This is a genomic window from Sphingobium salicis subsp. salicis (genome assembly GCF_049472635.1).
In the GTDB taxonomy this organism is placed as follows: Bacteria; Pseudomonadota; Alphaproteobacteria; order Sphingomonadales; family Sphingomonadaceae; genus Sphingobium; species Sphingobium yanoikuyae_A.
This window is the reverse complement of the sequence record NZ_JAYRCS010000001.1, coordinates 1,528,394-1,540,529: the sequence shown is the minus strand read 5'-3', so window position 1 is coordinate 1,540,529 and position 12,136 is coordinate 1,528,394. Positions and strand designations below refer to the sequence as shown.

Below are 12,136 nucleotides of genomic sequence, written 5' to 3'. Positions count from 1 at the left end.
CGCTGGCAAGCGCTACTCGCAGGTTTGATTGTCGCTGCGCGACATTTCCTCGGTGGACTTGATTGTCGCGAAGGTCGCTGGCCGGCCAGCGCGTGATTGTCGCTGGATCGCCGAGCGGCGGCGGTAGCTCTCGACGTTCATTTCGAAGATCGTCGCGTGATGCACAAGGCGGTCCACGGCGGCGAGCGTCATGGCGGGATCGGGGAAGACCCGGTTCCATTCACCGAAGGGCTGGTTGGCGGTGATGAGCGTGGAGCGCCGTTCGTACCGCGCGCTGATCAGCTCGAACAGGACGGACGTTTCGGCCTGATCCTTGGTCACATATGCGAGGTCGTCGAGGACCAGCAGATGATATTTGTCGAGCTTGGCGATCGCGGCCTCGAGCGCCAGTTCGCGGCGGGCGACCTGAAGTTTCTGGACCAGATCGGAGGTGCGAGTGAACAGGACACGCCAGCCATTTTCGATCAGCGCGAGACCGATTGCCGCTGCCAGATGGGTTTTACCCCCGCCCGGTGGACCGAACAGGATGAGGTTGGCGCCTTTTTCGAGCCAGCCATCGCCGGAACACAGCGCTGTGACCTGGGCGCGCGAGATCATCGGCACCGCGTCGAAGGCGAAGCTGTCGAGGGTCTTGCCCGGTGGCAGGCGGGCTTCGCCCAGATGCCTTTCGATCCGGCGACGATCCCGTTCTGCGATCTCATGCTCGGCGAGCGCCGCGAGCAGACGGGCGCCAGGCCAGCCTTCCTTATCGGCCCGCGTGGTGAAGTCGGACCAGACCAGTTTGATCGCCGGCAGGCGCAGGTCGTTGAGGATGAGGCTCAGGCGCTGGGCGTCGATAGCGGGTGCGTTCCGGCTCATGCGGCTTCTCCCGTCAGGAGAACATCGTAGGTGGCAAGGGGGACCAGTTCCACCACCACATCGGGAAGCGCCGCTGGATCTGGAGCAAAGCGTTTCCGCAAGGCATCCATGTCAGGGAGACGATCGGCAGCCACGTCAGCGGCCAGCAGTTCCGCGAGTTCCGCTTCGCAGGCTCTTTCGTGCGCCATTGCCAACAGCTCTACCATCTGCCGGCAAGCGGTCCGTTCGGGCAACGCGGCGATGAGCCGGTCAAAGGTCTGATGATACGGCTCCCTTGGGAACAGCTGGTCACGATAGACCAGCTTCAGGAGCGCCATGGGTTTGCGCCGCAGGCTATGGATGACGTGCCGATAATCGACCACATGGCCGTGGGCGCCATTGTTGAAGGACCGTCCGCGCCGCAACGTCATCAGGTGGGTGCCGCCGATGAAGAGATCGAGCCGGTCATCGTAAAGCCGGACCCGTAGCCTGTGTCCGATCAGCCGTGAGGGCACGGTGTAGAACACCTTGCGAAGGGTGAAGCTGCTGCTCGAGGTGACCGTGACGATCGTCTCCTCATAATCGCTGGTGCGCGCGCCAGGCAGCGGCTGCAATACCGCACGCTCGGCGTCGATGCGCGGGCCATTGCGGCGGTTCTTGCGGCTGACGACCTCGTCGATGAAGTGCCGGTAACTCGCCAGATCATCGAAGTCCCGCGATCCGCGCATCAGCAGCGCGTCCTTTATAGCCGCCTTCAAATGCCCGTGCGGGCTCTCGATCCCGCCATTCTCATGGGCAATGCCGCGGTTGTTGCGCGTCGGCGTCATGCCATAATGTTCGCACAGGGCGTCATAGCGCAGCGTCAGATCCTGCCGGGCGTCGGCATCCAGGTTACGGAACGCGGCCGACAGGCTGTCGCTGCGATGCTCGGTCGGGGCGCCGCCGACGGCCCACAGGGCGTTTTGCAGCCCCTCGGCCAAAGCGACATAGCTCTCGCCGCCCAGAATGACATGGGCGTGTTCGAAGCCCGACCACATCAGACGGAAATGGTAGAGGCGATGGTCGAGCGGCACGCCAGCGACCGTTACCTCCTCATCCTTCATCTCGGTGAAGTCCGACAGGCCGAGCCGTCCTGGTTCATGCGTCTGTCGGAAGATCACTTCCTGTTCAGGGCCATGAATGGCCCGCCACGCCCGGATACGTCGCTCCAATGTTCGTCGGATGCCCGCATCGAGATCAGGATGCCGGCGCAGCATCTCCTCGAAAATGGCAACCACCCTGATGCCAGGCGCCGCCTGAAGCAAGGGCACGACCTCTTCCTCGAATATCCCGGCTAACGGATCCGGGCGCCGCCGCTCTCGCTGGGCCTGTTTCTGGGATGGAAGCCGAGGATCTCCCTCAATGCGATAGGCTGTCGCCGTGCTGATCCCGGCCTTTGCAGCGGCCACCGGCACGGCATGGGTATGTCGGAACTTCATGTAGAGCCTCATCTGATGATCGTTGACGTGGCGGCCCGGCATCCGCGGCATCCCCTCTCTCGAAGTTATGCCTCTGAGTACCTGACCGGCCGCAACCACCAGAAACGCCCCCAGAAAGGGCGCAATCGCCACCTGCTGATCCGGCTCCGGGCTACGCCCTACGCCGGATCAGCAGGTGGCGATTCTCATCTTGATTGACGCTGCTCTCTCATCCTGATTGTCGCGCGGCACATCGCCCGCGACGGCTCCCGACCAAATGCTGATCGTCAACGGCAGTTATGTCCGCAAGGATGGCTCAGCCCTGCTCGACTCTCTGTCGAAATTATCGATGCATATCGACCTAGGACGGGGTGGAAAGGTTGAACTGAATAACCAGCCGCACGCGAACATTCGTCTTAAATGCAGCACGTCGCTATCGATTGAAGGAAAAGCTGTCGCTTGTAAGGACGGCTACACACTCATCTCGAGCAACTGATCACAGCGCTGACTGATGGCTGGGCTAAGATCATCGCGCGGTCACGCATCATAAAATCTCTGGCTGACCATCTCAGGGCCGGTGGCGTTTGGTGTCCGCATCTGTCGCGTGAGAGCCTGGTCATGCGGACTTTGTATGATGCCCCCTAAACCTGTCAGCGCGCAGCATAATTCGAGAGAAACAGCTGATTTTGATTGCGCGACATCCCAAGAAGCGGTAGAAGATTGTTATCGATATCAGATGCTTCAGACCTATCCGAATGAGCTTTCAGTGCCACGACGTGAAAGCTGCATTCGCCTCATCGCCGGCTTTCAGCCAAGGGATTTCGTCTGATCATCTGAGTCGATGCGAGGGGGCAGGGTTTCTGCACGAACACTTCCCCCTCACCCTCCCTTAACTCATCGGGCCGCCCCTCTCCGGCGGCCCGTTTTCTTTTGGGCGGGGACCAGACCGCTTGATCACCTTAGCCTAGCTGCACGAACGAGGGAGTGGTCTTCTCACGGCGTGATCTTGAACCAGTCGAAATCGGCGTAGCCTACCGTCGTTGCTACTCCGGCCGGCTTCGCAAAGGCGGCTTGAGCGAACAAACCAATCTGCGCTCCAACCCAACGCCCAGGCCGGCTTTGAAACGGCAACCCCAATGGCGTGAACATGATCCCATCAAGACTGTAGCTGAACACGACATGCATGTGTGTCTCTCGCAACATCGACGGCCAATACGGTGAGAAATCGGGCGGTGGCACCTCGACCGTGGTTGGCTTCACCTGCATGCGGAGCCAGACTTTGTCGGTTAAAAGCTTGGGTCCAGCGTATTCGCTAATCGGGCTACCTGGGATCGACTTGTCTTTTGTGACCTGAACAAGCTGCAAGCCGGCCTTTCCTTGCTCAACGCCAATCCACGCAAAATTAGTACCGTGGACCGAAATGCCTGCCCGCTCGCCTTCACGTTTGAACTCGGGGCGCATAAGGGTTGTCGCAGTAAACGAGGTTGCGGGCAGCTTTTGGGAGAGGATAGCTCCATTCTCATAGAGATCCTGAGATCCTGTCACCGATTTGAGCCGAAGCCACCCGCTTTCGACGGACATCCAGTCTGCTGAGGGGTTGCTACCAAATTGCCAGGCTAAGCTTATCCTGTCAGCGAAATCGTCGTCAGACACCGGCGCCGCTATCGGCTGCGCTGCGACTTTAGGTTTTTGATGCCGAAAAACAGGTTGACCCCGGCTCGCATTTTCAGAGGTCTCACCGATGACCGGCCAGCCATTCACCCAACGCATTGGTTGAAGATGGACAACTCTGCCGTAACTGTCTCGGTCCTGGAAATGCAGAAACCAGTCTTCCTCTTGAGAAGTCGCAACCCAGGCCCCTTGGTGAGGGCCGTTGGTCTCTGTTCGCCCCTGATCCATGACATTCCGCCCTTCATAGGGGCCGGTAATCGATCGACTTCGAAAGACGCCTTGCCAGCCGCCCTTCACGCTGCCGCTCGGCACAAAGACATAATAGTAACCGTCTCGTTTATAGAGCTTCGGCCCTTCTGTCGTTTGCCAAGGCCGAGCTCCTAAGCTCGTCATCACAGGCGGCTGCTTGTCGCCGTCTATGATGACCAGCTCTGCTCCTTCGGTCGAATTTCCTTCTTTGTTCAGTCGCTTGAGCGCAATTATATTCGCTCTCCCGGATCTGCTTTTCGCATATGCATAGGCGAGCCATCCTTTCCCATCATCATCCCAGAACGGAGCAGGATCGATTACTCCAGGGGTTGCGTCGACCTGCACCGGTGAAGTCCATGGTCCACGGGGATCAACTGCTGAGACAACATAAATCCCTCCATCGGGATCGGGATAGTAAATCATGAACCGGCCGTTACGATGGCGTATTGCGGGCGCCCAAACACCCCCTCCGCGCCGTGGCACGGCAAAATGCGCATCTGGCGGTATTTTTGCTAGCGCGTGCCCGATGATTGTCCAGTTTACGAGATCGCGACTGTGGAGAATCGGCAGGCCGGGCACATCCGTGAAGGACGAAGCTGTTAGATAAAAATCATCGCCAACCCGAATTACATCTGGATCGGAATAGTCTCCGATCAACACCGGGTTTCGATAGGTTCCATCGCCTTGATCTGCAAACCACCTTCCATCTGCGGCAAGCAGCTGCGGGGAGACGCAGCAGGCTAACGAGAATAACGAAAGCCCCACCTTTAGCCGGTAGACCATGATCCCTGCCATCTCCCGCTTTTAGCTGTGACCGCGTTCAGCCAACAAATATGCTCCAATGAGACCTGGAGGTTCGGCGCATAACGGCGCAACAATTCGCTCGGCCATTTGCTCTGCGTTCGTCACTGCCCCAAAATAGCCTGCCAACAGATCTGCCGTCTTTTGATGGATGAGTGGGAAGAGACGCTCCTGCTTCATCACCCCTCCCCCAAGCACGATGCGTTCCGGCGACACTGTGAGAAACAAGGTCATGCAGAGCTGTGAGAGATAATGCGCTTCCACGTCCCAGAACGGATGATCATCGGGAAAATGCGAAGGTGTCTCACCCCAAGCCGCAGCCACTGCCGGACCGCTGGCAAGGCCTTCAAGGCAATCTCCATGGAATGGGCAAACGCCAGCAAACCCTTCATGAAAGGGATGCCTGCGGGGCAGGATGTGACCGGCCTCAGGATGACTAAGACCATGGACCGGCTGACCACCGCTCACTAAGCCGATACCGATTCCAGTCCCTACGGTGACGTAGGCCAATTGGGTAATATCAGGGCCAGCCGCGGCGGCTTCTGCCAAAGCTGCTGCGTTGACGTCCGTATCGATCACCATCGGCACGTCGAGAAAGGCCCGCGTCCGATCGAGCATATCCGCCCCTTCCCAATATGGTTTGGGCGTTGCCAGGATTTGGCCGTAGCGGCTTGAAGAAGCCCGCAGCTCGACAGGACCGAAACTTGCTATTCCAAGGCCAGCAATCGGCCCATGCCGACCAGCTTCTTTGAAAAAGTCCGCCACTTCACCAAATGTCGTGTCGGGATCGCGGGTTGCTATGGTCCTTGTTTCGATCGAACCGCTCTGAGCGCTGCCGATCCCGCACACGAACTTAGTGCCGCCCGCTTCAATGGCGCCATAAATCGTCATGAATTTTCCTCGGTTAAGGGAAAGTTTTCTGGCTAACCGGGCACGCCGTCTGCCGAGGCCCTCTTCACCAGCGTCAACATTTCACGCACATGCCGAACTTCCGGCTTCACGCCGGTGCGAGCCTGGCGAACCTGATCGCTAAGCAGCGCGACTGCACGGGATGCCATGTCTGAGATTGGCTGACGGATTGTCGTAAGTTCAGGCCAAACTGTCGACGCTATCTGCGCGTCGTCAAACCCGACGACCGACAAATCGTCCGGAATGGATAGCCCTTTTCCATGCGCAATCGCCGTGACAGCTGCAGCCATGTCGTCGTTGCTTGCGAAAATAGCGGTCGGCCTGTCCGGCCCCGCCAATAATTGATGGGCAGCATCAAGGCCGGAACGATAGGTAAAAAGGCCAGGGGCGATCCAGTCATCTCGAATCATCAGCGATGCGCCAGCCATAGCCGCTCTGTAGCCCTGCTCGCGGCGCTGCGACGGTGAATGCTGGGGATCCCCCTGAACAAATCCTATTGCTCGATGGCCGAGACCAATAAGGTAGCGCGTCATGTCATACGCGCCTTTGTAGTCATCCACGATTATCGCCGAAACGCCCTCTCGTGGAATGGCGGTCGCAAACGCAAGAGGTATGACATCCGAGCTAAGGGCGAGATCCAGTACGGCTTGGGAGTCACACAAGGGAGGCGGAAGGATTACCCCCCCAATTCGCGACTCTATGAGCCGCTTTAGCCCCTCCAGAGCCTCCTTTTCGTTACGACCTGATTCGATCAGAAACTGACAACCGCTCTCACCGCTTTGACGAAACGCCCCCATCAAAAACGCACCAAGGTTCGACGAAGAAGGATTGGAATATATCGCGCCCACGCGAACCGCGCTCGAGAAGCTCCGGGCGGTGAGATTGGGCGAGTAATCAAGCTCAGCGATGGCAGCGTTGACCTTGTCACGCATCGCCTCACTCACATGTCGCTTCCCCGTCATCACGCGGGAAACAGTCATGGACGAGACACCGGCATGACGTGCCACGTCATGGATCGTCACCACTGGACGGTGAGCGCTCTTAACACCTCCGTCTTTATCCTCTTTATCACCAGCCATTCGACGAGACTTCCTCACCACAGCCCCCGGCGATTGCAAGCCGGCGCTTATTGATATCGATAACCCATTCGTCGGGTCTGTCAATCAATAGCGCTTGCCAAGCGATTTCCAACGAGGCATATTTGATATCGATAACAGATTATGAGGATGTCGTGCCCCTTCTTCGTCAGCGAAATTATGTCGCGTTAAGCGCATTCCTTTTCTGCTTCTTTTTCGCGCAAGCGATGGCAATCTCCTTGCTGTCGATATGGCTCACGCGTTCGCTCCATCTGAATGGAACCCAGGCTGGCACCATCTTCGCCGTGAATTCGGTTGGCGCGATGCTCGCGCAGCCGGTCTACGGATTTTTCTCGGATCGGATGGGGTTCCGCAAAGTCGTTCCAACCTTCATCGCCCTGCTGGTGATCCTTGCAGGTCCTTTTTTCCTCTACGTTTACGCGCCACTGCTGCATCATAATCTCGCCGCAGGCGCGGTCATCGGCGGCCTGTATCTTGGTTTCACTTTCATGGCGGGCAGCTACGCCCTGGAGAGCTATATCGACCGCGTCGGACGCAGGTATAAGTTCGAATATAGTCGGGCTCGCCTCTGGGGATCGATTGGCTTTGCTACGGCCGCCGCTTTTTCAGGCCGACTGTACAATATCGATCCGTCCATCAATTTCTTCCTGGCCAGTGCAGCAGGCCTACTCTTGCTTCCACTGATCAGGCTCGCGAAAATTGAGCCTGATCCAGATGCCCAGGCAGCTGCGGACAGGCTGACGCTAAAGGATTCGCTTTCGCTGCTATCGCAACCGAAATTCTGGCGATTCATGATCCTGATCCTCGGGGTGACCAATCTCTACTTGGTCTATGATCAGCAGTTCCCCTTCTACTTTTCCTCTCTTTTCCCTTCACCTGAGGAAGGGAACGCAATGTTCGGATATCTCAACTCCGCCCAGATATTCGTGGAGGCAGGAGGGATGTTTATCGCTCCTCTCATTGTACGACGGATCGGAGCTACGCGCGGCCTATTGCTCGCGGCCATGATCATGATCCTGCGCATTGCTGGATCCGGGTTGGCGGTCGGACCGATAACAATCTCGATGTGCAAAATGGCTCATGCCGTTGAATTGCCCATTCTGGCAGTATCGTTGTTTCGCTACATCGCGCATCATTTCGAGGCGAGGTTTTCAGCCACCGTCTATATGGTCGGTGTCAGCTTCGGGCACTCGCTAGGACTTGCGGTCCTCTCGCCGATTGTCGGCATCAGTTACGACCGGTTCGGTTTCCAGCATACCTATTTCCTGATCGCAGGCTTTGCGATGCTGTTCTGGATTTGGTCATTCTTCGCCCTTGCTCCGACCCCGCCCGAACATGTTTCGAGGCGTGTTGTAGAAAATGCTCCCAATAGCGCGAGTGCAGCCGCGCAAGGTTTCTAGCTCTTTGAGGAAATCCTTTAATGACTTCGATCATCAATGAACCGTAAGCGCTAAAACAGCCTCACTTGAAGGCGTTAGGCGGCCTGATCGATGACGGTGTTGGCGGCGGGGCGGCTATCTACCCAGTTGTAGGGGAGCAGATCATCGATCGGATCTGCGTCGCCGCGCAGGACGATACGGGTGAGGACATCGGTGAGGTAGGCCTGAGGGTTGATGCCGCCCAGTTTGCACGTTTCGATGAGGCTGGCGAAGGTCGCCCAGTTTTCAGCTCCCAGGTCATGGCCAGTGAACAGGGCATTTTTCCGCTGGAGCGTAATGGGCCTGATTGATCGCTCGACGGTGTTGTTGTCCAGCTCGATCCGCCCATCGTCGAGAAAGCGGACGAGGCCGTTCCAGTGGTTGAGGGTGTATCTGATGGCCTCGGCCGTATTGGAGCTTCGGGGCAGCTTGGGCAGCATCTCCTCGAGCCAGGGGCGCATGCCGGCGATGATGGGAGCGGATTCAGCCTGGCGGATCGCCAACCTGTGTTCGGGACTGGAACCTCGGATACGACCCTCGATCTTGTAGAGGTTGGCTATCCGCCTTAGCGCCTCATCGGCGACGGGGGCGTTGCCGCCCTTGGCATCGTCGAAGAAGCCACGCCTAACGTGCGCCCAGCAAAAGGCGAGCGTTCCCGGGCCGCCCTTCCGGTCCGGCGCCTCGATATGCTTGTAGGCGCCATAGCCATCGCATTGGACAATGCCGGTGAAGTCCCCGAGCAGCTTTTCCGCCCAGACTTTCCCGCGCCCCGGCATATAGGTGTAGGCGACCGCCGGTGGATCGCTGCCGCCATGTGCGCCATCATCACGAGCGATCGCCCAGAGATATCCCGTCTTCACCTTGCCCGTGCCGGGCGCCAGGACCTTGGCGGTGGTCTCATCGACGAACAGCCTGGCGCCCGTCAGAAGGTCCGCTTTCATCCGGCCGGTCAGGCGCCCGAGCCAACCCGCGGCTCGGCCCGCCCAGTTGCACATGGTTCCCCGGTCGATCTCGATACCTTGACGCACAAGCGCCTGCGCCTGACGATAGAAGGGCATGTGATCGGCATATTTCCTGACCAGAACATCGGCGATCAACGCCTCGGTGGGCAGGCCGCCTGGCACCACATGCTTAGGCGCGGGCGCCTGGAACACCCCCTCGCTGCATGCGCGGCACGCCATTCTCGGTCGGGACGTGACGATCACGCGATACTGGACCGGGATGACATCGAGCCGGCTCGATATATCGCTGTCTATGCAGTGCAGCGTGCCTCCGCAGCAGGGACATTCCTGCTCGTCTGGAAGGATCACTTCCTCAATGCGGGTCAGGTGCGCCGGCAGCGACGCCCGCGCTGTCCCGCTTTCCCTTCGCGCCCGTTCCTTCTTCTGGCCTGCTGCCTGCTCACCAAGCGCCTCCAGTTCAGCACGGGCGACGTCGAGATCATCGAAGGCAAGCGCCAACTGATCTTCGCTCAGCTTCTCCGACCGTTTCCCGAATGTCGTGCGGGTGATCTGGTCGATGATATGCTGCATCCGAGCTTCACGCTCGAGGCCGGCCAGGACCATCGCCTTGAGGGTGGCGACATCGTCAGGAAGGTCGGCTGCCGTGGCGGACATGCCCCATTTCTGGCAGTTTTGGAGCGGTCCGCAATGGCCTTTCGATCAGGGGAATCAGGCGTGCGACCTATCGCGTCGTCACCGGAACCTGGGTGCGCGGCGTGTGCATTTTCGACCATTGCAGCCCTTCGAACAAGGCTGAAGCCTGCGATGCCGACAGCCGCATCACGCCATCGTGCGCCCGGGGCCAATGAAAGCCTCCGGTCTGCAAGACCTTGCTCACAAGCACCAGGCCGGTGCCGTCCCAGACCAGCAGCTTGATCCTGTTCGCCCGCTTCGAGCGGAAGATGAAGACCACCCCCGAGAAAGGCTTGAGTCCGAGTTCATGCTCGACCAGCGCCGCCAGGCTGACGGCTCCTTTCCTGAAGTCGACCGGCTTTGTCGCCACCATCACCTTGAGTGGCCCTGGCGGGATGATCATCCAGACCGGCTCACAACAGCGAGCACCCGGGCGATATGTTCCTCGCTCGCGCCCGGCGGCACATGGATCGCGAGGGCGGTCGTGCGGATCACGATCTCATCGCCTCCACCATCAGCGGAGCCGGTGCCGCCCGCATCTTCGATCACCGCCGGGACAAAGCCCAGCTTCTTGCTGGACAGCCGCTTGCCCGGAATGCTGTCGTGCCGCCATGCGTAGAGCTGCTGCGGTAGCAGTCCATGCGTTCGTGCAATTTCCGCGATGTTGGCGCCGGGTTCAAAACTCGACGCGATGATCCGTGCCTTGGCCTCGGCCGACCAGCGCCGCCGCATCGGTCCTGCTGGAATGACGTCCATACGCGAGGGCCGCTGGCCCTCCTGCCTTTCGAAACCTGTTTCGAATGTTCTTACATCATCAGCCACTACGATACCCCTCAGACGAGGGGCGAAACATAGACAGATCAGCGCCTACGAAAATGTGGGGAGGTTTTCGCGCTTACAATGAACCTTTGGCTGCGCGCAAACTTGAGCCTATCACCAGCCACGATCTCGACTTGCAGATCAACGCGGTGCTGGCTCGGGTCGATAGGATGCTGCCGCAGTTCGGGGACTATTTTCCGGCGCCTTCGAGCGAGAGCGGCATTTATGCCCCGATCGACAATGTCGAATGGACCAACGGTTTTTGGACGGGAATGCTGTGGCTTGCCTGGCAGCTCACCGGCGACAACAAATACCGCACTGTTGCCGATCGCAACATCCAGTCATTTGCGACGCGCGTCGAGCGGCTGGTGAACGTTGACCATCACGACCTCGGCTTTCTCTATACCCTGTCGGCGTGCGCGGGATACCAACTTACCGGCGATACCCTGGCGCGCTCGTCCGGCCTCGAAGCTGCACGTCTCCTGCTCAAGCGCTTTGATCCGGTAGCGCAGGTGATCCAGGCCTGGGGCGACATGAAAGACCCCAAGCAGCGCGGTCGCATGATCATCGACTGTAACCTAAACGTCCCGCTACTCTATTGGGCTACGCGCGAAACAGGTAACAAGGACTTTGCTGCTGCTGCAGGCCAGCATCTGGCGCAAGCCGCTAAGCTTCTCGTTCGACCGGATGCATCGACCTTCCATACCTATTATGTCGATACCAAGACCGGCAAGCCCAGGTACGGCAGCACGCACCAAGGTCATTCGGATGACAGCAGTTGGGCCCGTGGTCAGGCATGGGGCATCTACGGCTTCGCCTTGGCTTGGCGGCATACCGGCGACCCGACCTATCTCGAACTGGCGTCGAAGCTGGCCAATCATTTCCTTAATCGCCTTCCCTCCGACGGGATATGCTGTTGGGATCTCATTTTCACGCATGAGGAAGAAACGCCCCGAGACAGTTCCGCAGCAGCTATCGCAGCGTGCGGATTACTCGAACTCGCTCAAGCATTGCCGCTGTCCGATACCATGCGCGAGACATATGAGGCATGGGCAACCTCGATCGTGCGGACTTTGGGGGCGCAATATCTGGCGCCAGTCGAAGGTTCAAACGCGGTCCTGCTTCATGCTGTCTATCATATGCCGAACAAAGCCGGCGTAGATGAAGCCTGCATCTGGGGCGATTACTTCTATCTCGAAGCCTTGATGCGCCTGCGGCGTCCCTGGCAGCCATATTGGGCCTGA

11 protein-coding genes are annotated in these 12,136 nt (G+C 58.9%); 3 read left to right on the top strand and 8 right to left on the bottom strand.

Features of this window, described 5'->3' with window-relative positions; all coding sequences use genetic code 11:
• Positions 1–12 precede the first annotated feature (12 nt).
• Positions 13–858: an IS21-like element helper ATPase IstB gene (gene istB / locus VHN57_RS07325; RefSeq protein WP_380798881.1), complete on the bottom strand. Its 846-nt coding sequence runs from the start codon at positions 856–858 to the stop codon at positions 13–15.
• Positions 855–2,357, bottom strand: a complete 1,503-nt coding sequence (gene istA, locus VHN57_RS07320) for an IS21 family transposase (protein ID WP_380799335.1) — start codon at positions 2,355–2,357, stop codon at positions 855–857. The genes istB and istA overlap by 4 nt, the downstream gene beginning before the upstream one ends.
• A gap of 214 nt (positions 2,358–2,571) precedes the next feature.
• On the opposite strand from istA, the gene VHN57_RS07315 reads away from it, so the two are divergent.
• Positions 2,572–2,790, top strand: coding sequence for a hypothetical protein (locus VHN57_RS07315; RefSeq protein WP_423283327.1), 219 nt, complete (start codon positions 2,572–2,574; stop codon positions 2,788–2,790).
• Positions 2,791–3,287: 497 nt separating this feature from the next.
• Here the strand turns inward: VHN57_RS07315 and VHN57_RS07310 are convergent, their stop codons facing one another.
• The 3 genes from VHN57_RS07310 to VHN57_RS07300 are packed head-to-tail and all read right to left on the bottom strand — an operon-like array spanning position 3,288 to position 7,003.
• The gene (locus VHN57_RS07310) at positions 3,288–5,009 is read right to left on the bottom strand and encodes a glycoside hydrolase family 43 protein (RefSeq protein WP_423283325.1); all 1,722 of its coding nucleotides are present in this window, start codon (positions 5,007–5,009) and stop codon (positions 3,288–3,290) included.
• A gap of 9 nt (positions 5,010–5,018) precedes the next feature.
• The gene (locus tag VHN57_RS07305; RefSeq protein WP_423283323.1) at positions 5,019–5,906 is read right to left on the bottom strand and encodes an ROK family protein; all 888 of its coding nucleotides are present in this window, start codon (positions 5,904–5,906) and stop codon (positions 5,019–5,021) included.
• A gap of 32 nt (positions 5,907–5,938) precedes the next feature.
• Complete coding sequence (locus VHN57_RS07300) at positions 5,939–7,003, bottom strand: LacI family DNA-binding transcriptional regulator (RefSeq protein WP_423283321.1); 1,065 nt, start codon at positions 7,001–7,003, stop codon at positions 5,939–5,941.
• A 152-nt stretch (positions 7,004–7,155) separates the two neighbouring features.
• Here VHN57_RS07300 and VHN57_RS07295 point away from each other — a divergent pair, with 152 nt between their 5' ends.
• Positions 7,156–8,421, top strand: a complete 1,266-nt coding sequence (locus VHN57_RS07295) for an oligosaccharide MFS transporter (protein WP_423283319.1) — start codon at positions 7,156–7,158, stop codon at positions 8,419–8,421.
• A gap of 74 nt (positions 8,422–8,495) precedes the next feature.
• Here VHN57_RS07295 and tnpC read toward each other — a convergent pair whose 3' ends face one another.
• The 3 genes from tnpC to tnpA form a co-directional block, all read right to left on the bottom strand.
• Positions 8,496–10,055 carry an IS66 family transposase gene (tnpC, locus tag VHN57_RS07290; RefSeq protein ID WP_423282483.1) on the bottom strand — a complete coding sequence of 520 codons (1,560 nt, stop codon included), beginning with the start codon at positions 10,053–10,055 and terminating at the stop codon, positions 8,496–8,498.
• A gap of 67 nt (positions 10,056–10,122) precedes the next feature.
• Positions 10,123–10,476, bottom strand: a complete 354-nt coding sequence (tnpB, locus tag VHN57_RS07285) for an IS66 family insertion sequence element accessory protein TnpB (RefSeq protein WP_037487421.1) — start codon at positions 10,474–10,476, stop codon at positions 10,123–10,125.
• Positions 10,473–10,805 (bottom strand): IS66-like element accessory protein TnpA, encoded by a 333-nt coding sequence (gene tnpA, locus VHN57_RS07280; protein ID WP_423282480.1) that lies wholly within the window; start codon positions 10,803–10,805, stop codon positions 10,473–10,475. Before tnpA ends, tnpB begins: the two co-directional genes overlap by 4 nt.
• Positions 10,806–10,981: 176 nt before the next feature.
• Here tnpA and VHN57_RS07275 point away from each other — a divergent pair, with 176 nt between their 5' ends.
• The gene (locus VHN57_RS07275; RefSeq protein WP_423283317.1) at positions 10,982–12,136 is read left to right on the top strand and encodes a glycoside hydrolase family 88 protein; all 1,155 of its coding nucleotides are present in this window, start codon (positions 10,982–10,984) and stop codon (positions 12,134–12,136) included.